23 protein-coding genes, 1 other RNA gene and 1 riboswitch are annotated in these 19,569 nt (G+C 43.4%); of the genes, 19 read left to right on the top strand and 5 right to left on the bottom strand.

The window, feature by feature from the left end; genetic code table 11:
- Positions 1 to 163 precede the first annotated feature (163 nt).
- Together ACZ07B_RS02125 and ACZ07B_RS02120 are read left to right on the top strand one after the other, a co-directional pair.
- A complete protein-coding gene (locus tag ACZ07B_RS02125) occupies positions 164 to 409 on the top strand; it encodes a YppD family protein (protein WP_015251831.1) in 246 nt (81 codons plus the stop codon).
- Positions 410 to 454: 45 nt separating this feature from the next.
- On the top strand, positions 455 to 826 hold the full coding sequence (locus ACZ07B_RS02120; protein WP_015714151.1) for a YppE family protein: 372 nt from the start codon (positions 455 to 457) through the stop codon (positions 824 to 826).
- A gap of 38 nt (positions 827 to 864) precedes the next feature.
- Here the strand turns inward: ACZ07B_RS02120 and ACZ07B_RS02115 are convergent, their stop codons facing one another.
- The gene (locus ACZ07B_RS02115; protein WP_003230690.1) at positions 865 to 1,053 is read right to left on the bottom strand and encodes a YppF family protein; all 189 of its coding nucleotides are present in this window, start codon (positions 1,051 to 1,053) and stop codon (positions 865 to 867) included.
- A 187-nt stretch (positions 1,054 to 1,240) separates the two neighbouring features.
- Here ACZ07B_RS02115 and ACZ07B_RS02110 point away from each other — a divergent pair, with 187 nt between their 5' ends.
- The gene (locus ACZ07B_RS02110; RefSeq protein ID WP_014477159.1) at positions 1,241 to 1,618 is read left to right on the top strand and encodes a YppG family protein; all 378 of its coding nucleotides are present in this window, start codon (positions 1,241 to 1,243) and stop codon (positions 1,616 to 1,618) included.
- A gap of 20 nt (positions 1,619 to 1,638) precedes the next feature.
- Here ACZ07B_RS02110 and ACZ07B_RS02105 read toward each other — a convergent pair whose 3' ends face one another.
- On the bottom strand, positions 1,639 to 2,058 hold the full coding sequence (locus ACZ07B_RS02105; RefSeq protein ID WP_004398640.1) for an Hsp20/alpha crystallin family protein: 420 nt from the start codon (positions 2,056 to 2,058) through the stop codon (positions 1,639 to 1,641).
- Positions 2,059 to 2,195: 137 nt separating this feature from the next.
- Here ACZ07B_RS02105 and ACZ07B_RS02100 point away from each other — a divergent pair, with 137 nt between their 5' ends.
- The 9 genes from ACZ07B_RS02100 (at position 2,196) to ACZ07B_RS02060 (ending at position 9,561) form a co-directional block, all read left to right on the top strand.
- Positions 2,196 to 2,702, top strand: a complete 507-nt coding sequence (locus tag ACZ07B_RS02100; protein WP_015483368.1) for a PTS sugar transporter subunit IIA — start codon at positions 2,196 to 2,198, stop codon at positions 2,700 to 2,702.
- A 102-nt stretch (positions 2,703 to 2,804) separates the two neighbouring features.
- Positions 2,805 to 5,054: an ATP-dependent helicase MrfA gene (gene mrfA, locus ACZ07B_RS02095; RefSeq protein ID WP_336805239.1), complete on the top strand. Its 2,250-nt coding sequence runs from the start codon at positions 2,805 to 2,807 to the stop codon at positions 5,052 to 5,054.
- 15 nt (positions 5,055 to 5,069) lie between these two features.
- Entirely contained in the window at positions 5,070 to 6,311 is a 1,242-nt protein-coding gene (gene mrfB / locus ACZ07B_RS02090) for a metal-dependent exonucleaseMrfB (RefSeq protein ID WP_153256151.1), read from the top strand.
- A gap of 100 nt (positions 6,312 to 6,411) precedes the next feature.
- On the top strand, positions 6,412 to 6,540 hold the full coding sequence (locus ACZ07B_RS02085) for a hypothetical protein (RefSeq protein WP_003230707.1): 129 nt from the start codon (positions 6,412 to 6,414) through the stop codon (positions 6,538 to 6,540).
- 83 nt (positions 6,541 to 6,623) lie between these two features.
- Positions 6,624 to 6,851: a spore coat protein CotD gene (cotD, locus tag ACZ07B_RS02080; RefSeq protein ID WP_010886551.1), complete on the top strand. Its 228-nt coding sequence runs from the start codon at positions 6,624 to 6,626 to the stop codon at positions 6,849 to 6,851.
- An 88-nt stretch (positions 6,852 to 6,939) separates the two neighbouring features.
- Positions 6,940 to 7,485, top strand: a complete 546-nt coding sequence (locus ACZ07B_RS02075; RefSeq protein ID WP_024571852.1) for an SLOG family protein — start codon at positions 6,940 to 6,942, stop codon at positions 7,483 to 7,485.
- A 75-nt stretch (positions 7,486 to 7,560) separates the two neighbouring features.
- A complete protein-coding gene (gpsB, locus tag ACZ07B_RS02070; protein ID WP_003225629.1) occupies positions 7,561 to 7,857 on the top strand; it encodes a cell division regulator GpsB in 297 nt (98 codons plus the stop codon).
- 65 nt (positions 7,858 to 7,922) lie between these two features.
- Positions 7,923 to 8,303: RNase P RNA component class B (gene rnpB / locus ACZ07B_RS02065), an RNA gene on the top strand.
- Between the two features lie 100 nt (positions 8,304 to 8,403).
- Positions 8,404 to 9,561, top strand: a complete 1,158-nt coding sequence (locus ACZ07B_RS02060) for a THUMP domain-containing class I SAM-dependent RNA methyltransferase (protein ID WP_134157110.1) — start codon at positions 8,404 to 8,406, stop codon at positions 9,559 to 9,561.
- A gap of 52 nt (positions 9,562 to 9,613) precedes the next feature.
- Here the strand turns inward: ACZ07B_RS02060 and ACZ07B_RS02055 are convergent, their stop codons facing one another.
- The gene (locus ACZ07B_RS02055; RefSeq protein WP_010327933.1) at positions 9,614 to 9,766 is read right to left on the bottom strand and encodes a YpzG family protein; all 153 of its coding nucleotides are present in this window, start codon (positions 9,764 to 9,766) and stop codon (positions 9,614 to 9,616) included.
- A gap of 163 nt (positions 9,767 to 9,929) precedes the next feature.
- Here ACZ07B_RS02055 and ACZ07B_RS02050 point away from each other — a divergent pair, with 163 nt between their 5' ends.
- Positions 9,930 to 10,121, top strand: a complete 192-nt coding sequence (locus ACZ07B_RS02050; protein ID WP_123373263.1) for a hypothetical protein — start codon at positions 9,930 to 9,932, stop codon at positions 10,119 to 10,121.
- 102 nt (positions 10,122 to 10,223) lie between these two features.
- Positions 10,224 to 12,149: an ATP-dependent DNA helicase gene (locus ACZ07B_RS02045; RefSeq protein ID WP_015251842.1), complete on the top strand. Its 1,926-nt coding sequence runs from the start codon at positions 10,224 to 10,226 to the stop codon at positions 12,147 to 12,149.
- A 41-nt stretch (positions 12,150 to 12,190) separates the two neighbouring features.
- Here the strand turns inward: ACZ07B_RS02045 and kduD are convergent, their stop codons facing one another.
- Both kduD and kduI read right to left on the bottom strand, forming a co-directional pair.
- Positions 12,191 to 12,955 (bottom strand): 2-dehydro-3-deoxy-D-gluconate 5-dehydrogenase KduD, encoded by a 765-nt coding sequence (gene kduD / locus ACZ07B_RS02040; protein ID WP_134157108.1) that lies wholly within the window; start codon positions 12,953 to 12,955, stop codon positions 12,191 to 12,193.
- Position 12,956: 1 nt separating this feature from the next.
- Entirely contained in the window at positions 12,957 to 13,784 is an 828-nt protein-coding gene (gene kduI, locus ACZ07B_RS02035; RefSeq protein ID WP_130572497.1) for a 5-dehydro-4-deoxy-D-glucuronate isomerase, read from the bottom strand.
- A 221-nt stretch (positions 13,785 to 14,005) separates the two neighbouring features.
- On the opposite strand from kduI, the gene kdgR reads away from it, so the two are divergent.
- From kdgR to ypwA, 5 genes are all read left to right on the top strand, one after another.
- Positions 14,006 to 15,025, top strand: a complete 1,020-nt coding sequence (gene kdgR / locus ACZ07B_RS02030; protein WP_015383935.1) for a pectin utilization transcriptional regulator KdgR — start codon at positions 14,006 to 14,008, stop codon at positions 15,023 to 15,025.
- A gap of 37 nt (positions 15,026 to 15,062) precedes the next feature.
- Positions 15,063 to 16,037 carry a 2-dehydro-3-deoxygluconokinase gene (kdgK, locus tag ACZ07B_RS02025; protein ID WP_015251846.1) on the top strand — a complete coding sequence of 325 codons (975 nt, stop codon included), beginning with the start codon at positions 15,063 to 15,065 and terminating at the stop codon, positions 16,035 to 16,037.
- A 1-nt stretch (position 16,038) separates the two neighbouring features.
- Positions 16,039 to 16,629, top strand: coding sequence for a bifunctional 4-hydroxy-2-oxoglutarate aldolase/2-dehydro-3-deoxy-phosphogluconate aldolase (gene eda / locus ACZ07B_RS02020; protein ID WP_015383933.1), 591 nt, complete (start codon positions 16,039 to 16,041; stop codon positions 16,627 to 16,629).
- A 44-nt stretch (positions 16,630 to 16,673) separates the two neighbouring features.
- Entirely contained in the window at positions 16,674 to 17,666 is a 993-nt protein-coding gene (gene kdgT / locus ACZ07B_RS02015) for a 2-keto-3-deoxygluconate transporter (protein ID WP_029945980.1), read from the top strand.
- 111 nt (positions 17,667 to 17,777) lie between these two features.
- A complete protein-coding gene (ypwA, locus tag ACZ07B_RS02010) occupies positions 17,778 to 19,283 on the top strand; it encodes a carboxypeptidase (protein WP_017696980.1) in 1,506 nt (501 codons plus the stop codon).
- A gap of 140 nt (positions 19,284 to 19,423) precedes the next feature.
- A riboswitch (purine riboswitch) is annotated at positions 19,424 to 19,523 on the top strand.
- The last annotated feature ends 46 nt before the right edge of the window (positions 19,524 to 19,569 follow it).

The raw sequence follows: 19,569 nt of genomic DNA, 5'->3' as shown, positions 1-19,569 counted from the left end.
AGGAGGATCATACAATTTTTGCGGGTGTTTTTGTCGAAAACTTCAGCTTTTCGTGGAATACCTGTTTGTTTGGCGATTTGCTTCTAGTTTTGTCATGAGGAAGGAAAGAGCCTTGAGAGCAAAGAATTTTAACCGGGAGAGACAAGGAAAGGGAGGTACACGAATGTCCGGTTATGTATGCAAGACAGATATTCTCCGTATGCTTTCTGATATAGAAGATGAATTAACGCGAGCTGAGCAAAGCCTGAATCATTCTGTAAATGCATTAGAGGCTGAGATGCGGGAAACGGAAAACGATCGCCTAAGTATGCTTGAAGAAGAAATCATAGATCTTCATATTTGTATAAATGAGCTGTATCAATCGCCTGAACACAGGTATGCGTTTGAGAAGGTATACCGCATCGGCTGAATTTGCGAGTGAAATTTGGTACGATAGGCATTGAGGTGAAAGGTATTGCTATCACAAACATTGCTGGAAATGACCGAGCAAATGATTGAAGTTGCTGAAAAAGGCGCTGATCGGTATCAGGAAGGAAAAAACAGTAATCATTCTTATGATTTTTTTGAGACGATAAAGCCTGCAGTTGAAGAGAATGATGAACTGGCGGCCCGCTGGGCAGAGGGTGCTCTTGAATTGATAAAAGCCCACCGGCCAAAATATGTGCATAAAGAGCAAATTGAGACCGTAAAAGATAATTTCCTGGAATTGGTCCTTCAATCATATGTTCATCATATTCATAAAAAACGATTCAAGGACATCACTGAGTCAGTCCTTTATACATTACACGCAGTAAAGGATGAAATTGCAAGAGAAGACAGCCGGTAAAAGGCTGTCTTCTTTTCGTTTTTATAGGGGGCCGGACGTTAATTCATCTCATATGCCGGGCTTTCTGCTCCATTTGCTTCGAGAACCTTCATACTGTTACGAAACTCAGTTATGCTGAGATGTCCTTGAATATAGAGGAACTTGGCAAAGTCCATCAGTTTATTCATACAGTCTGTTTCATATTTCTTCATTTCTGCAAAACGTTTGCTTAAGTATGATACGTTCATTATGGTGCATCCCCTCTCATCTGTATTGAAAATATGGTACCATAATGATTCGACTTTTTTCTGTTTTTAAAAAATTTAAACTTTCGACACAATTTGACAAATGCTAATCATCACTTGTGACACAAACAATAGAAGTCATTCATACATATATAGAAGAGAAATATGTTGTGTTTAGGGGGGAATCGCAATGAACAGGAGCTCTCGAAGCTATCCTCGGCAAATGGGCTATTATTATCCTCAGCAAATGCAAGGATATTATCAGCAGGCTGCACCCGGTTATTTAGAGCAACAACTGCCTCAGCAGCATTATGGACAGCAGGATTATTATCAGCCCTATGCTCCGATCCAGCCTATGCCTATGCAGCCGCCTGTATTTTCTAACCCTTATCCTATCCCAAGGCCTAATCAACAGCAGCCTTCGCAATTTCAAAGCATTATGTCGCAGTTCAAAAAAGCCAATGGGCAATTTGATTTTAATAAAATGATGGATACGACAGGTCAAGTAATGAGTGCAATGAATCAGGTCGGATCTTTAATAAAGGGATTTACCAGCTTTTTTAAATGATAGAAGCATGAATGAATCGTTCATTCATGCTTATTTTTTGGAAAGAAAAGTGTCATTGTCTGCTCGTTCCAAGACGTTTCCATATCTTCTTGGCGAACTTCATAAGGCAGCTGAACTGTTCTTGTCATGCTTGTAAAGGTAGCCTCATTTTGGTGTTTCTGTTTTTCTTGGAGTGTTACATGGAGATACCTCGATTTAACATCAACGACGATCTCGCCATCTCGAAACGTCGCCGGAATGGTAATATCGATATACAGCCCAGTATCTCTTTCTCTGACATGTATGGTCGTCTGCACATCCTTTAAACTCGAGTTGATCAGGTTCTGAAATCCGTTTATAAGGTTGCCGAACGCTGAGGATTGAAAAAGAGTGTCGATTGCCTCCGTTATGATTTCTTCTTTCTTTTGCAGTTCGTTCTTTTTGTCATCATGGAATTCCAATTTCGCCACCGCCTTTTTTAACCAGATTATGCGTCTATGCCAGATGTTGTTATAAATTGAAGCAAAATTGAAAGTGTGGTTAAATAGTGGTGAATGAAGGGATAACGGTTGAAGTGAATGAGAAGGGAGAAAATACATTGCTGAAAAAATTATTCGGAATGGGCAAAACTCAGGAAAAGGTGACAGAAGAGGTTATTTATTCTCCGGCAGACGGTACAGTAATGGACCTGTCAGATGTGCCGGACCCTGTTTTTTCACAGAAAATGATGGGAGAAGGAATAGCGGTGGAACCTTCTAGCGGTGAAATCGTTTCTCCCGCTGAAGGTGAAGTCATTCAGATTTTCCACACCAAACACGCCGTTGGCATTCGGACTCGCTCGGGAATTGAGCTGTTAATTCATGTCGGGCTGGAGACAGTCAATATGAACGGAGAAGGATTTACTGCCCACATTAAAGAAGGGGATAAAGTGAAGGTCGGTGACCCGCTGATTACATGTGATTTGGAATTAATAAAAGAAAAAGCGAGCAGCACAGTCATCCCAATCGTTATAATGAATGGTGAGGCTGTAGGATCAATTGTGCCGGCAGGCGAAAAGGCTGCTCGTAAAGGCGAATCAAAGCTCCTTACAATAAAAGCGAAATAAGCAGGGCGTATGCCTTGCTTTTTTTATTCAACTGTATAAAATTTGCACCTAGCCATGCAAACAAATATTCGGTAAACTGTACTTGACAAAGAGGTGTAAAGAATGAAAAAGAAATCACTGACTGAACTCATTTCTGATTTAAAAGGAAATGAAAACGTTGTGAATTGGCATGAAATTGAGCCTCGGGAAGCAAAAACAAGGCCTATGCCCGAAAGTATAGACGAGAGAATCAAAGCGGCCCTTTCGAAAAGGGGCATTGATGAACTATATACTCACCAATATTCCGCTTTTCAATATGTGCAAAAAGGAGAAAGCATCGTTACCGTAACGCCAACAGCATCAGGAAAAACGTTATGCTACAACCTCCCAGTCCTGCAGTCCATCGCCCAAGATGAAACAAACCGGGCGTTATATTTATTTCCGACTAAAGCGCTGGCACAAGACCAAAAGAGCGAGCTAAATGAAATTATTGATGAAATGGGCATTGATATTAAAAGCTTTACATATGACGGGGATACGTCTCCGGCAATCAGACAAAAGGTGAGAAAAGCAGGTCATATTGTCATTACAAACCCCGATATGCTGCATTCTGCCATTCTACCGCATCATACGAAATGGGTCAGTTTGTTTGAAAACCTTAAGTATATCGTCATCGATGAGCTTCATACGTATCGAGGTGTGTTCGGCAGCCATGTGGCAAATGTGATCCGGCGGCTGAAGCGGATCTGCCGGTTTTATGGAAGTGATCCAGTTTTTATTTGTACTTCCGCAACAATTGCCAACCCAAAGGAATTGGGAGAGCAGCTGACAGGCAAACCGATGCGGCTGGTCGATGACAACGGCGCACCGAGCGGACGCAAGCATTTTGTGTTTTACAATCCGCCAATTGTGAACAAACCGCTGAATATTAGAAGGAGCGCAACCGCAGAAGTGAATGAACTGGCGAAAGAGTTCCTTAAAAACAAAGTGCAGACCATTGTTTTTGCCAGAAGCAGAGTTCGGGTGGAAATTATTTTAAGCCATATTCAGGAGCTTGTGAAAAAAGAGATTGGAACAAAATCAATCAGAGGCTATCGGGGAGGCTATCTGCCGAAAGAGCGAAGAGAAATCGAAAGAGGACTGAGAGAAGGCGACATTTTAGGAGTGGTCAGTACGAATGCCTTAGAGCTTGGTGTTGATATCGGCCAGCTGCAAGTGTGTGTAATGACGGGGTATCCCGGAAGTGTTGCAAGTGCTTGGCAGCAGGCGGGACGGGCCGGCAGAAGACACGGTGAATCTTTGATTATCATGGTAGCCAATTCAACACCGATTGACCAATATATTGTGCGGCATCCTGAATATTTCTTTAATCGTTCGCCGGAATCTGCAAGAATCAATCCGGAGAATTTGATTATTTTAGTAGACCACTTAAAGTGTGCGGCTTATGAGCTTCCTTTTAGAGCTGATGAAGAATTTGGACCCATAGAAGTCAGTGATATTCTTGAGTATCTTCAGGAAGAGGCTGTTCTTCACCGCAACGGCGAACGGTACCATTGGGCAAGTGAGTCGTTCCCTGCTTCAAACATCAGTTTGCGTTCCGCCTCCCAGGAAAATGTCGTTATAGTTGATCAGTCGGATATTGCAAATGTAAGGATTATAGGTGAAATGGACCGTTTTAGCGCGATGACGCTTTTACATGATGAAGCGATTTATTTGCATGAAGGCGTTCAGTATCAAGTTGAGAGGCTCGATTGGGACCATAAAAAGGCGTATGTCAGAAAAGTCGATGTCGAATATTATACGGATGCAAACCTGGCAGTTCAGCTGAAGGTTTTAGAAATCGATAAAACGAAAGAAAAAAGCCGTACGTCATTGCACTACGGAGACGTCACTGTCAATGCCCTGCCGACCATTTTTAAAAAAATAAAAATGACCACTTTTGAAAATATTGGGTCTGGACCTATTCATTTGCCGGAAGAAGAACTGCATACAAGTGCAGCTTGGCTCGAAATCAAAACAGCGGATGAAGACATCGGGGAAAAGACACTGGAACAGCTGCTTCTCGGCATCTCGAATGTGCTGCAGCATATTGTCCCTGTGTATATCATGTGTGATCGAAATGATGTTCATGTTGTTTCTCAAATTAAAGCAGCCCATACCGGATTGCCAACCATATTTTTATATGATCATTATCCGGGCGGTATCGGTTTGGCGGAGGAAGTCTTTAAACGTTTTTCAGACATTAATGAAGCGGCGAAACAACTGATTACACATTGTCCTTGTCATGACGGCTGTCCGTCTTGTATAGGTACGGAAATAGAAGGGATAAAAGCAAAGGAAAGAATTTTGCAGCTGTTGGATCAAATGTCGTAAGGAGGGAGGCCGGATATGTCATTAAAAGGGAAACTCCAACGGATGAAAAAGCACATGGTGCTCGATGAAGGAGAACAAAAAATAGAAGCAGGCAAACAAGAAAACCACTTTGATGACATCCCGTTTTTAGAAGAGTGGGAGGCTTTTGGCATGAAGCCTTTCATCTTCGAAGATGAATACTGCCTTATCAGAGAAGTAGAATATCCGCTTTCTCACCGCCATGGGTTATACAGCTTTTCTGAGCTTGAGGAAGTGATCACACTGTGGAATCAAAGCGGCCTGTCGCATACGTTGTCAGCAAAAGGGTATAACAAAAACAACCTCTTTTTCTTTGATACAGAAACAACCGGTCTTGGGGGTGGAGCTGGGAATACCATTTTTTTGCTTGGGCATGCGAGAGTATATGAAGACCGAGTGACAGTCAAACAGCATCTTTTGCCCAAACCGGGGAACGAAGTCGCCTTGTACCAAAGCTTTTTAAGCGAGGTTGACATTACATCACTTGTGACCTACAACGGCAAAGCCTTTGATTGGCCGCAGGTGAAAACAAGACACACCTTGATCCGTGACAGACTTCCGAAGCTTCCGGAATTTGGCCACTTTGATCTTTTGCATGGAGCTAGACGCCTGTGGAAACACAAAATGGACCGCGTATCTCTTGGCACGGTTGAAAAAGAGGAGCTCGGCATCCGCAGACTAGAAGACACACCGGGCTACTTGGCGCCAATGCTTTACTTTCATTTTATCAAGGCGCAAGAGCCGGATCTTTTAAAAGGTGTCCTGCATCATAATGAAATGGATGTGTTATCGCTCATTTCATTGTACATCCATATGTCTAAAAAAATCCTTTCAGAATCACATGCGCCAAAAGAACACAGTGAAGCCTATGCTATGGCGAAATGGTTTATGGCTCATAAAGAAACGGACCAAGCGATCAAGCAGTTGGAAAGGCTTATAGAAAAATCGTTTGAGGACCAGGACAGTGCACGGCTGGATTTATCGCTTCTGTACAAAAAACAAAACCGCTTGGAAGAAGCAGTGCCGCTTTGGGAAAAGCTGTCCCGCTCGCATAACCAGAAGTGCAGATACGCTGCTGTAATAGAGCTCGCGAAATATTTTGAGCATAAGAAAAAAGAATTCGGAAAAGCATTGCAAATAGCAGAGCAATTGCTTAGCGATGCGGCATGCTTATCAGAGAAAGAAACTGAAAAACTGCATGTGAGAATTGCCCGGCTGAAGAGGAAATATTCCTCTTAAATATTCCCCGGGAAAGCGCAAAAGACGACTTGTTTCGCCATGAATTTTTTTTGCTGAATTCACATTGATTTTGTTGTAGAATAGCGGCGAATCCTGTAAAATGACGTTAGTTATTTTTAAAGGGAGAGTTGGTATGTATAAGGGTGTTTTTTACTTGTTCTTTGTTGTGGTATTTTTGATTGCTTTTGTGTTTTCAAACTTTAAAGACAGCTTAATTGCACACTTTTAAAATAGGTCTTTGCATCAGAACATGTACCCCTTATTTTTCATAGCTTAGTATTGTAATAAAGTTTATGGAAAGGGGATTTTATCATGCATCACTGCAGACCGCATATGATGGCGCCAATTGTCCATCCTACTCATTGCTGTGAACACCATACGTTTTCGAAGACTATCGTGCCGCACATTCACCCACAGCATACAACAAACGTAAACCACCAGCATTTTCAGCACGTTCACTACTTTCCACACACTTTCTCAAATGTTGACCCGGCTACGCATCAGCATTTTCAAGCAGGAAAACCTTGCTGCGACTACTAGTATGGAAAACGTGCAGCTTGATGGTGTAAACAATGCAGCACAACAAATGGGGCCCACGGGAGCCCCATTTTTTAAAGCAGGTGAAATGATGAAAGTATTGGCAATAACGGGCTATAAACCGTTTGAACTCGGGATATTTAAGCAGGATGACAAGGCGCTGTATTACATAAAAAAAGCCATTAAGAACCGGCTGATTGCTTTTTTGGATGAAGGATTAGAATGGATTTTAATTTCGGGCCAGCTTGGAGCAGAGCTGTGGGCGGCAGAAGCCGCATATGATTTGCAGGAAGAATACCCTGACTTAAAGGTAGCTGTCATCACACCATTTTACGAGCAGGAAAAGAACTGGAAAGAACCGAATAAGGAACAGTATGAAGCAGTTCTGGCTCAGGCAGACTATGAAGCAAGCCTGACTCACCGTCCTTATGAAAGCCCGCTTCAATTCAAACAAAAAAATCAGTTCTTCATTGATAAGTCTGACGGGCTTCTGCTTTTATATGACCCGGAAAAGGAAGGCTCCCCTAAGTATATGCTTGGGACAGCGGAAAAAAGGCGCGAACAGAATGGCTATCCCATCTACTTTATTACAATGGATGACTTGAGAGTGACAGTAGAGGAAGACAGCTACTCATAGCAATAAGAGAAATTTGACAACCGTACAGATTTCTGAAAAAATATATGTGATGATTCACGATACGAGGTGAAAAAGATGCTTGCTGATAAAGTAAAGCTTTCTGCGAAAGAAATTTTGGAAAAAGAATTTAAAACAGGCGTTAGAGGCTACAAGCAAGAAGACGTTGACAAATTTTTAGATATGATTATTAAGGATTATGAAACCTTCCATCAAGAAATTGAAGAACTGCAGCAGGAAAATCTGCAGCTGAAAAAACAGCTTGAAGAAGCCAGCAAAAAACAGCCTGTGCAATCTAACACAACAAACTTTGATATTTTAAAACGGCTGTCTAACTTAGAAAAACACGTTTTTGGCAGCAAGCTTTATGATTGATCACGCTTGAAAAAAATGGCGCTTGTAAATTGTAATCAGTTGTTATATAATAATTCATGTTCTTAACGTTCGGGTAATCGCTGCAGATCTTGAATCTGTAGAGGAAAGTCCATGCTCGCACGGTGCTGAGATGCCCGTAGTGTTCGTGCCTAGCGAAGTCATAAGCTAGGGCAGTCTTTAGAGGCTGACGGCAGGAAAAAAGCCTACGTCTTCGGATATGGCTGAGTATCCTTGAAAGTGCCACAGTGACGAAGTCTCACTAGAAATGGTGAGAGTGGAACGCGGTAAACCCCTCGAGCGAGAAACCCAAATTTTGGTAGGGGAACCTTCTTAACGGAATTCAACGGAGAGAAGGACAGAATGCTTTCTGTAGATAGATGATTGCCGCCTGAGTACGAGGTGATGAGCCGTTTGCAGTACGACGGAACAAAACATGGCTTACAGAACGTTAGACCACTTACATTTAAAATGATGAAAACAAGCTCTCCCGTATAAGGAGAGCTTTTATCTTGAAAAGAGAAAAGTTTTAAAAGACAGGGTGATACGATGAAGAAGTATACACTAATTGCAACGGCGCCGATGGGCATTGAAGCTGTTGTCGCAAAGGAAGTACGAGATTTAGGATACGAATGCAAGGTTGATAACGGGAAAGTTATTTTTGAAGGTGATGCACTTGCCATCTGCCGTGCGAACCTTTGGCTTAGAACAGCCGACCGTATAAAGGTTCAGGTTGCTTCTTTTAAAGCGAAAACATTTGATGAACTGTTTGAAAAAACGAAAGCGATTAACTGGCGCTCATTTATACCTGAAAACGGGAAATTCCCTGTCATCGGAAAATCGGTAAAATCAACACTTGCAAGCGTTCCCGACTGTCAGCGGATCGTCAAAAAAGCAATTGTCGAAAAGCTCAAGCTGCAGTCCGGCAAAGCCAATGATTGGATTGAAGAAACAGGTGCCGAGTATAAAGTCGAAATTTCTTTATTGAAAGATCAGGCTTTGATTACACTGGACTCATCAGGGACAGGCCTTCACAAACGAGGATACCGTGTCGATCAGGGCGGTGCGCCGATTAAAGAAACACTTGCTGCCGCTTTGGTGCAATTAACCAATTGGACGCCTGACCGCCCGCTTGTTGATCCTTTCTGCGGCTCCGGAACAATCGCGATAGAAGCGGCGTTAATCGGCCAAAACATCGCCCCGGGATTCAACCGCGATTTTGTATCAGAGGATTGGGAATGGATCGGTAAAGATCTGTGGAACAAAGCGCGGCTTGAAGTCGAAGAAAAGGCAAATTATGATCAGCCGCTTACAATTTTCGCTAGCGACATAGACCACCGCATGGTTCAAATCGCAAAAGAAAATGCAGAGGAAGCAGGACTGGGAGATCTAATCCAGTTCAAACAGATGCAGGTCAAAGACTTTACCACAAATCTGGAGTTTGGCGTAATTGTCGGCAACCCGCCATATGGAGAGCGTCTCGGCGAGAAAAAAGCCGTTGAGCAGATGTACAAAGAAATGGGGCAGGCGTTCGAGCCGCTTGATACTTGGTCTGTGTATATGCTGACATCAAATGAAAACTTTGAGGAAGCATATGGCAGAAAAGCAACGAAGAAACGAAAACTCTTTAACGGGTTTATTAAAACGGATTATTATCAATACTGGTCAAAAGTAAGACCGCAGCGCAAGAAAACAGAAAACGCATAAAAAGAAGACGCTCTGCATGCGTCTTCTTTCATCTTTCAGCTCTATTCTATCGTTACCAACGGTGAGCTTTCGCGTTGCTTCTCAATATAATGTTGGTTTGGGACATTTCAGTGTGACCGTTTACTTGAGACTTAGAACGTTTAGGCCGCGTCCAATTGTGATGAAACAGTTCAGAATGCTGATCTAATCGGTTTCTATAACTCATGTCAACATCACTCCCTGATAGAATATTGTTGATAAGACGGATAATCCGGAGACGGAATATCAAGTGTAGTTTGTGCATGTTTCGGTGATAACATGCGGTAAAGCATGTATATAAAATGAAAAGTTCGCATACAATGATGATTATTTCCATCAGAGGTGATCTCATGCTGAACAGCGAACATTTTAATCTTATTCAAAGGGCGCTTGACGCAACAGCAAACGAGCTGAAGGAGCTCGGGACTGAATCGTCTCCGTCTGTGATTTCGCATGCGCAAACTGATTTAGAAAAAGCGGTAGAACATATTTATTCAACAGACCATCCTTTTTTATCGTCGCATGTGATCAATCGTAAGTAAACTGCAAAAAACTTGGCATCGCCAAGTTTTTTTATTGTATTCATCAGCGGAAAATGATATTATTGGTGGTCTGAATGTCGAATAGTTGGGGGTTGGAACTAGGTGACAACATCACGTTTGCCTTTTTCTTTAACGAAAACAAAGAATTTTTATGAAGAATTGAACAATTGGATTGGTGACGTGTTTTACGATATCCTTCCCGAAAAAGGGTTTGATCTTCGGGATGAGCAAGTATTTATGGCTTTTCAGCTGGAGCGGGCGTTTAAAGAGAAAAAAGTCATGTTCGCCGAAGCTGGAGTGGGAACGGGGAAAACGCTGGTTTATCTTCTTTTTGCAATCAGCTATGCAAGATATGTCGGCAAACCCGCCATCATCGCTTGTGCAGATGAAACATTAATTGAACAGCTGGTGAAAAAAGAGGGCGATATTTCTAAGCTGGCTGAGCATCTTGATCTGAAAATTGATACAAGGCTGTCAAAATCACATGAGCAATATTTATGCTTGAAGAAGCTTGAAAAAACAATGCAGCGTTCTGATGATGATAAATGGCTGGATCTTTATGAGTCGTTACCGTCATTTGTCCACGAGTCACAGGCGATGCAGCGCTTTTATCCGTATGGCGACCGTAAGCAGTACGCAAATCTATCGAATGAAGAGTGGTCTGACGTAAGTTACGACTCGTTTCAGGACTGTCTGACTTGTGATATGAGACACAGATGCGGTCTGACGCTTTCCAGAGATTACTACCGCAAGTCAACGGACTTAATCATTTGTTCCCATGATTTTTATATGGAGCATGTGTGGACGGAAGAATCACGCAAACGAGAGGGCCAGCTGCCGCTCTTGCCTGATCATAGTGCAGTTGTATTTGATGAGGGGCATTTGTTAGAGTTTGCTGCGCAAAAAGCGCTAACCTATAGAGTGAAGCAGTCTACTCTTGAATTGTTTTTAGAACGATTGCTGCAAAATGACATCAGAGAAGAGTTTGCAGAATTGATTGAAGATGCGCTTCTCGCAAACGACGAATTTTTCTATGTTCTTTCTGAAGAATCAAAGGAAGTAGCCGGTTCACACCGTTTAGAAATAAAAAATGACCATCGTGTCAAAAAGGCGGCGGACGAGCTTTGCCGTTTACTTGATAAAATCGGTGAGGCACTTGTATTTGAGTCTGAAATGTATACGATTGATCAATACGAACTGTCAGTAGTGGAAGAATATGTTGAACAAATGGCGTATTCATTATCTCTATATCAAAAGGATGCGATCAGCTGGCTGGAGAAAAAGGAAGCAGAATCAACCTTTGTCGTGATGCCGAGAACGGTAGCAGAAGTACTTGGCGAAAAAGTGTTTTCTAAGAAAATTCCTTATATCTTCTCTTCTGCTACGCTGTCAGAAGGCGGTTCGTTTGATTATATTGCCGACAGTCTTGGGATTCATGATTATTTGTCATTAACTGTTGATTCCCCTTATGATTATGACGAGCAAATGAGTATTAATCTATACGCAAAAACAGATATGGCCGCTGAACAAAAAACGGCTGAAACGATTGAAACAATCAAACGTTACAAAGGAAGAACGCTGGTGCTTTTCCCTTCTTTTGAAGAATTAAACGAGTTTAAAGAGCTGTCGGCGGCATGGGAGCTGCCGTATCCAATTTTCTTCGAAGGTGATGAGGAAATCAGCAGCTTAGTAGAGAAATTCCAAGAGGAAGAGGAAACAGTACTTTGTTCAGTTCACTTATGGGAAGGACTCGACATTCCCGGTGACGCATTGAAGAATGTTACCATTTGGTCATTGCCGTTCCCGCCACACGATCCTGTATTTACAGCGAAGCGCAACGGAGCGAAAAAAGATCCGTTCGAAGAAGTTGATCTGCCATATATGTTGTTACGTGTACGGCAGGGCATCGGGCGCCTGATTCGCTCGAATCAAGACAGCGGCTCGATTCACATTTACGCTGGCGGAGAAAATGAACGCATCATTGATGAGGTCAAAAAGGTCTTGCCTGTTGAACCGCACATGATGTAATGGAAAAAAGCTGACGATCGTTCGTCAGCTTTTTTTATTTGTCAGCGGGATAGCCAGCCGCCATCAACTGCTAAAATATGTCCATTTACATAATCTGAAGCACGTGATGCCAAAAAGACTGCAGTCCCCCCGATATCATCCGCTTGGCCCCAGCGGCCGGCAGGAATTCTCTTTAAAATGTCCTCATTTCGCTTTTCGTCATCCCGAATAGGCTTTGTATTCGCAGTAGAAATATAGCCTGGGGCGATTGCGTTGACCTGAATACCTGACGCTGCCCACTCATTTGCAAATGATTTTGTCAGACCGGCAACAGCGTGTTTGCTCGCGGTGTAAGCCGGAACGAGGATGCCGCCTTGAAAAGACAGGAGAGAGGCAATATTAATAATCTTTCCATGACCTCTTTTCAGCATGTGCCCGCCAGCAAGCTGTGTCAGAATAAACAGGCTGTTTAGATTGACATTCAGTACGTGCTGCCAGTTCTCTTCTGAAAAATCTTCCGCTTTTTCCCGATGAATAATGCCGGCATTATTGACAAGGATGTCGATCTGCCTGTTTTCAAACAGCTCAGCTGCAGAATCCTTTATCGCTTCCGGCTTGCTCATGTCCAATGTAAAAGATGTAAATATCCGGCCTTCCTGTTCCACAAGCTGCTGTGTTTCAGACAGACTGCTTGTATGTGATGTGCCGATGATATCAGCGCCAGCCCCGGCTAGGGCTTTGGCTATCCCTTGACCGATCCCTGTTCCCGGGCCTGTCACCAGCGCTGTTTTTCCTTCTAATGAAAAGGCGTCATGTAGATAACCCATCTTATTTCAGCCCATCCATCGGAACGAGATCCATGTCCGTAAATGTGTAATTTTCTCCAGCCATCGCCCACACAAAGCTATAGTTTGATGTTCCTGCGCCAGAATGAATAGACCAGGCGGGAGAAAGGACAGCCTGCTCATTTCCAACAACAAGATGGCGTGTTTCATCCGGCTGGCCCATGAAATGAAATACCTTTGAGTCCTTTTCAAGATCCAGATAAAGATAAGCCTCCATCCGACGGTCATGAACGTGTGCTGGCATGGTATTCCAGTTGTTGTTTTGATCTAACATCGTTATTCCCATCATCAGCTGACAGCTTTTAATGCCATCCTGATGAATGACTTTGTACAGACTTCTGACATTAGACGCTGCATCATCACCAAGGCGGTCCGGTGTCAGTTCAGATAGGGCGGCTTTTTGTGTCGGATAGCTTTTGTGGGCGCAAGCGGAGACGAAGTAAAACTTCGCTTTTTCCCCGTTCAGGCTTGAAAACGATACATCCTGATTGCCCATTCCAATATAGAGAAAATCCTTTGTTTGAAGCACATATTCATCATCGCCGACTCTAACGGCACCAGGCTGGCCGACATTAATAATCCCGATTTCACGCCGTTCCAAAAAGAAGTCTGTTTTTAGAAAATCACCTGCATCAAGCTTCAGTTCACTTTGCCCTGGAGCCGCTCCGCCGATGACAACCCGGTCTTCATGTGAGTAATACATCGTAAGTTTGTTTTCTGTAAATAAAGAATCCATTAAGAAATGACTGCGAAGCTCCTCTGTTGTAAAGCGTTTTACCTGTTCAGGATGTACAGAATAACGATTTTCCATTATATTTCCCCCTTGGTTAGGATTTCAGCATCACTTGAATGAAAATATTTTGGTAACGGTTTCAAAGAAAATTTTAGGATAAATATTGAAAAGAGTCAACGAAAAAATAATGAATTGACACATTATTAAAAAAACTCTTCCCAAATTTTAAAATTATGGTATTCTTTTGTTGTAACGGTTTTGAAATCGGTTTCAAATATATGAGATACAGGAGCACTTGAATGAAAAAGAAAACAACAGGCCATACAACCATCAAAGACGTAGCTGAATGTGCAGGAGTTTCGAAATCGACAGTTTCCCGCTATATTAACGGAAAAATTGACGCGATTTCTCCTGAAAAAGTGAAAAACATTAAAAAGGCAATCGCAGAATTGAATTATCGGCCGAGTAAAATGGCACAAGGTTTGAAAATAAAAAAAAGCAAGTTAATCGGATTTGTTGTGGCTGACATTACAAATCCTTTTTCGGTCGCTGCTTTCAGGGGAGTCGAAGAGGTTTGTGATCAATATGGATACAGCATTATGGTGTGCAACACAGATAACAGTCCTGAAAAAGAGCGGGAAATGCTCTTAAAGCTAGAAGCCCATTCGGTTGAGGGCCTGATTTTAAACGCAACAGGGGAAAACAAGGATGTACTGCGCGCTTTTGCTGAACAGCAAATTCCAACCATCTTAATTGACCGGAAACTGCCGGATCTGAAACTGGATACCGTAACGACTGACAACAGATGGATCACAAAAGAGATTCTTCAGAAGGTGTACAGCAAAGGGTATACTGATGTCGCGCTGTTTACCGAACCGATTTCCTCTATCAGCCCTCGTGCAGAAAGAGCAGCTGTGTATCAGGAAATGGCTTCGGTTCAAAATGTGAACGGGCTTGTCAGATTGCATGAAATTGACGTAAAAGACAAGGAGCAGCTTAAGGCGGCGCTTCGTTCTTTTCACAAGGAAATGCCGGAGCAAAAAAAAGCGATTCTGGCTTTGAATGGCTTGATTATGCTGAAAATCATCAGCTGTATGGAAGAGCTTGGCCTGCGCATCCCTCAAGATATAGGGATTGCAGGATTCGATGATACGGAGTGGTACAAACTGATCGGTCCAGGCATTACAACGATCGCCCAGCCGTCACATGATATGGGCAGGACGGCGATGGAACGTGTATTAAAAAGGATTGAAGGTGACAAAGGAGCGCCTCAAACCATTGAATTAGAGGCAAAAGTCATCATGAGAAAGTCACTTTAATCCTAGGTGCCCTCAACTAAGAGGAGGTTGGGAAGAGATGAAGCTTGATGCGGTGACATTCGGGGAATCAATGGCCATGTTTTACGCAAATGAGTATGGAGGCCTTCATGAAGTATCCACTTTTTCTAAAGGGCTTGCCGGAGCAGAAAGCAATGTCGCCTGCGGCCTTGCCAGACTCGGATTCCGAATGGGATGGATGAGCAAGGTCGGCAATGATCAGCTCGGAACGTTTATTTTACAAGAGCTTAAAAAAGAGGGAGTGGATGTATCCCGCGTGATCCGCTCGCAGGACGAAAATCCCACCGGGCTGCTGCTTAAGTCAAAAGTGAAAGAAGGCGACCCGCAAGTTACCTACTATAGGAAAAACTCAGCTGCAAGCACATTAACTTCTGCTGAATATCCGAGAGATTATTTTCAATGCGCAGGCCATTTGCATGTGACAGGTATTCCGCCTGCCTTATCAGCCGAGATGAAAGACTTCACGTACCATGTCATGAACGACATGAGAAACGCAGGGAAAACCATTTCATTCGACCCTAATGTAAGACCTTCGCTTTGGCCTGATCAAGCAACAATGGTACACACAATCAACGATCTGGCTGGGCTTGCAGACTGGTTTTTCCCGGGTATCGCAGAGGGAGAGCTATTGACCGGAGAAAAAACACCTGAAGGCATTGCCGACTATTATTTGAAAAAAGGTGCCAGCTTTGTCGCTATTAAACTCGGAAAAGAAGGCGCTTACTTTAAAACGGGGACAAGTGAAGGATTTCTAGAAGGCTGCCGGGTCGACCGGGTGGTTGATACGGTCGGCGCCGGAGACGGATTTGCAGTCGGTGTAATCAGCGGTATCCTAGACGGCTTGTCGTACAAGGATGCGGTGCAAAGGGGAAATGCGATTGGCGCTTTGCAAGTGCAGGCACCGGGAGATATGGACGGTTTGCCGACCAGGGAGAAATTAGCTTCTTTTTTATCTGCTCAAAGAACGGTTCACCAAAAGAAAGGGGATTATTAATATGGAGTCCAAAGTAGTTGAAAACCGTCTGAAAGAAGCAAAGCTGATTGCAGTCATTCGTTCAAAGGATAAGCAGGAGGCCTGTCAGCAGATTGAGAGTTTATTAGATAAAGGGATTCGTGCAGTTGAAGTGACGTATACGACCCCCGGGGCATCAGATATTATCGAATCCTTCCGTAATAGGGAAGATATTTTAATTGGCGCGGGCACGGTCATCACCGCGCAGCAAGCTGGGGAAGCTGCTGAGGCTGGCGCGCAGTTTATTGTCAGTCCGGGTTTTTCAGCTGATCTTGCTGAACATCTATCTTTTGTAAAGACACATTATATCCCCGGCGTCTTGACTCCGAGCGAAATTATGGAAGCGCTGACATTCGGTTTTACGACATTAAAGCTGTTCCCAAGCGGTGTGTTTGGCATCCCGTTTATGAAAAATTTAGCGGGTCCTTTCCCGCAGGTGACCTTTATTCCGACAGGCGGGATACATCCGTCTGAAGTGCCGGATTGGCTTAGAGCCGGAGCTGGCGCCGTCGGAGTCGGCAGCCAGCTGGGCAGCTGTTCAAAAGAGGATTTGCAGGCTGTTTTCCAAGTGTAAGCGGAATTGTTTTTTCATAACCGGAGGATGGGAGAATCCATAATATGAAAATCAAGGCGACAATTGAACGGGTACCTGGCGGAATGATGATTATTCCGCTATTTCTTGGAGCGGCGCTCAACACGTTTGCGCCTGGAACAGCGGAGTTCTTTGGAGGGTTTACGGGTGCTTTGATTACCGGAACGCTGCCGATACTGGGTGTTTTTATCTTTTGCGTAGGAGCAACGATTGATTTTCGTTCTTCAGGCTATATCGCAAGAAAAGGAATCACGTTATTATTGGGAAAGATCGGATTTGCGGCGCTGCTCGGCGTGATCGCAGCGCAATTTATACCAGACGATGGCATACAATCCGGCTTTTTTGCAGGTCTTTCTGTTTTAGCAATTGTCGCGGTAATGAATGAAACGAACGGCGGACTGTATTTGGCGCTCATGAATCACATGGGAAGAAAAGAGGATGCGGGCGCTTTCGCCTTTATCAGTACAGAATCTGGTCCTTTTATGACCATGGTGACGTTTGGTGTGACGGGACTTGCCGCATTCCCATGGGAAACGCTGGCAGCGACAGTCATCCCGTTTTTACTTGGATGTATACTTGGAAATCTGGATCACGATCTCAGAGACTTATTCAGCAAGGTTGTGCCGGCGATCATTCCATTTTTCGCCTTTTCGCTCGGCAATACCTTGAATTTTGGAATGCTGATCCAATCAGGGCTGCTCGGCATTTTTATCGGAGTTTCTGTCGTCATTTTATCGGGCAGTTCCTTGTTTTTACTTGATCGTTTTGTCGCGCGGGGAGACGGTGTCGCGGGTGTGGCCGCTTCTTCTACGGCAGGGGCGGCTGTAGCCGTGCCATACGCATTAGCGGAAGCGAATGCCTCATTTGCGCCAGTTGCTGAGTCGGCAACTGCAATTATCGCGACAAGCGTTATTGTCACCTCGCTCTTAACCCCGCTGGCAACAGTGTGGGTGGATAAAAAAATCAAGCAGAAAAAGCGGAGAACACCTCCACCAAAAAATCAAATGACGATCAACTGAATAAAAAGGCTGCCGCAAAACATACCGGCAGCCTTTTATACAAACAATTTGACTTTCATACCCCCTTCCATTAGCCTGTAATGGAACGGCTAGAATAGGGAGGGAATGGATATGGAGATACATACATATGAAAAAGAATTTTTTGATCTTTTAAAAAGAATCTCACATTACAGCGAAGCAGTTGCGTTAATGCACTGGGACTCCAGAACAGGAGCGCCGAAAAACGGCTCAGAGGATCGTGCCGAAAGCATCGGCCAGCTTTCAACAGATATATTCAATATCCAAACATCAGATCGAATGAAGGAGCTTATCGATGTCCTGTATGAACGATTTGATGACTTGTCGGAAGATACGAAAAAAGCAGTGGAACTGGCGAAAAAAGAGTATGAAGAGAATAAGAAAATCCCTGAGGCTGAATACAAAGAATACGTGATTCTGTGTTCAAAGGCAGAAACAGCGTGGGAGGAAGCGAAAGGAAAATCTGATTTCAGCTTGTTTTCTCCTTATTTAGAACAGCTGATTGAATTCAATAAACGTTTTATTACGTATTGGGGATATCAAGAGCATCCTTATGATGCATTGCTTGATTTGTTTGAGCCCGGCGTCACGGTAAAGGTGCTTGATCAGCTGTTTACTGAGCTGAAGGAAGCGATTATCCCTCTTGTTAAACAGGTGACAGCTTCCGGAAATAAACCAGATACAAGCTTTCTTACAAAAGCGTTCCCGAAAGAAAAGCAAAAAGAGCTCAGTCTGTATTTTTTACAGGAGCTTGGCTACGATTTTGATGGCGGAAGACTTGATGAAACCGTTCATCCGTTTGCAACTACGCTGAATCGGGGAGACGTTCGGGTCACGACGAGATATGATGAAAAAGATTTCCGGACGGCGATCTTTGGCACCATTCATGAGTGCGGGCACGCGATATACGAGCAAAATATTGATGAAGCACTCAGTGGCACGAATTTGTCAGACGGCGCATCAATGGGAATTCATGAATCGCAATCATTATTTTACGAGAATTTTATCGGCCGCAACAAGCATTTTTGGACACCGTACTATCAGAAGATTCAAGAAGCATCACCTGAACAGTTCAAGGACATCTCCCTGGATGATTTTGTCCGGGCAATCAATGAATCAAAACCTTCATTTATCAGGGTCGAAGCGGATGAATTGACGTATCCTCTTCATATCATCATCCGTTATGAAATTGAAAAAGCGATTTTTAGCAATGAAGTGTCTGTGGAAGATCTGCCGTCGCTTTGGAATCAAAAATACCAAGATTATTTAGGGATTACACCGCAGACCGACGCAGAGGGGATTTTACAGGACGTCCATTGGGCAGGTGGAGATTTCGGCTACTTCCCATCCTATGCGCTCGGCTACATGTATGCGGCTCAGCTGAAACAAAAAATGCTTGAGGATCTCCCTGAATTTGACGCTCTCTTGGAAAGAGGAGAGTTCCATCCGATAAAGCAATGGCTGACGGAAAAGGTGCACATTCACGGAAAACGGAAAAAGCCGTTAGACATTATTAAAGATGCAACAGGAGAAGAGCTGAATGTTCGCTATTTAATTGATTATTTATCAAACAAATATTCAAATCTCTATCTGTCATAATCAAAAGCCTGGCGGCGCGTCGTCAGGCTCTTTTATATCGAATCCCCTTGAAATACGAATGATATCTAAAAAAACAAAATTAAAGTTCGGGAATTTTTATTTTCAGCCTATGCAAGAGATTAGAATCTTGATATAATTTATTACAATATAATAGGAACACTCATATAATCGCGTGGATATGGCACGCAAGTTTCTACCGGGCACCGTAAATGTCCGACTATGGGTGAGCAATGGAACCGCACGTGTACGGTTTTTTGTGATATCAGCATTGCTTGCTCTTTATTTG

It is taken from the genome of Bacillus sp. 9.4 (assembly GCF_055486415.1).
The sequence above is the reverse complement of the archived record's forward strand: the minus strand, read 5'-3'. Positions and strand labels throughout refer to the sequence as shown.

What these genes read in the sequence shown, in the direction of transcription:
- ACZ07B_RS02055 (WP_010327933.1), bottom strand. Translation starts at nt 9,766, where the DNA reads ATGAGTTATAGAAACCGATTAGATCAGCATTCTGAACTGTTTCATCAC.
- kduI (WP_130572497.1), bottom strand. Translation starts at nt 13,784, where the DNA reads ATGGAAAATCGTTATTCTGTACATCCTGAACAGGTAAAACGCTTTACA.
- gpsB (WP_003225629.1), top strand. Translation starts at nt 7,561, where the DNA reads ATGCTTGCTGATAAAGTAAAGCTTTCTGCGAAAGAAATTTTGGAAAAA.
- mrfB (WP_153256151.1), top strand. Translation starts at nt 5,070, where the DNA reads ATGTCATTAAAAGGGAAACTCCAACGGATGAAAAAGCACATGGTGCTC.
- kdgT (WP_029945980.1), top strand. Translation starts at nt 16,674, where the DNA reads ATGAAAATCAAGGCGACAATTGAACGGGTACCTGGCGGAATGATGATT.
- cotD (WP_010886551.1), top strand. Translation starts at nt 6,624, where the DNA reads ATGCATCACTGCAGACCGCATATGATGGCGCCAATTGTCCATCCTACT.
- ypwA (WP_017696980.1), top strand. Translation starts at nt 17,778, where the DNA reads ATGGAGATACATACATATGAAAAAGAATTTTTTGATCTTTTAAAAAGA.
- kduD (WP_134157108.1), bottom strand. Translation starts at nt 12,955, where the DNA reads ATGGGTTATCTACATGACGCCTTTTCATTAGAAGGAAAAACAGCGCTG.
- ACZ07B_RS02075 (WP_024571852.1), top strand. Translation starts at nt 6,940, where the DNA reads ATGAAAGTATTGGCAATAACGGGCTATAAACCGTTTGAACTCGGGATA.
- mrfA (WP_336805239.1), top strand. Translation starts at nt 2,805, where the DNA reads ATGAAAAAGAAATCACTGACTGAACTCATTTCTGATTTAAAAGGAAAT.
- kdgK (WP_015251846.1), top strand. Translation starts at nt 15,063, where the DNA reads ATGAAGCTTGATGCGGTGACATTCGGGGAATCAATGGCCATGTTTTAC.
- ACZ07B_RS02115 (WP_003230690.1), bottom strand. Translation starts at nt 1,053, where the DNA reads ATGAACGTATCATACTTAAGCAAACGTTTTGCAGAAATGAAGAAATAT.
- ACZ07B_RS02050 (WP_123373263.1), top strand. Translation starts at nt 9,930, where the DNA reads ATGCTGAACAGCGAACATTTTAATCTTATTCAAAGGGCGCTTGACGCA.
- kdgR (WP_015383935.1), top strand. Translation starts at nt 14,006, where the DNA reads ATGAAAAAGAAAACAACAGGCCATACAACCATCAAAGACGTAGCTGAA.
- ACZ07B_RS02110 (WP_014477159.1), top strand. Translation starts at nt 1,241, where the DNA reads ATGAACAGGAGCTCTCGAAGCTATCCTCGGCAAATGGGCTATTATTAT.
- ACZ07B_RS02125 (WP_015251831.1), top strand. Translation starts at nt 164, where the DNA reads ATGTCCGGTTATGTATGCAAGACAGATATTCTCCGTATGCTTTCTGAT.
- ACZ07B_RS02060 (WP_134157110.1), top strand. Translation starts at nt 8,404, where the DNA reads ATGAAGAAGTATACACTAATTGCAACGGCGCCGATGGGCATTGAAGCT.
- eda (WP_015383933.1), top strand. Translation starts at nt 16,039, where the DNA reads ATGGAGTCCAAAGTAGTTGAAAACCGTCTGAAAGAAGCAAAGCTGATT.
- ACZ07B_RS02085 (WP_003230707.1), top strand. Translation starts at nt 6,412, where the DNA reads ATGACGTTAGTTATTTTTAAAGGGAGAGTTGGTATGTATAAGGGTGTT.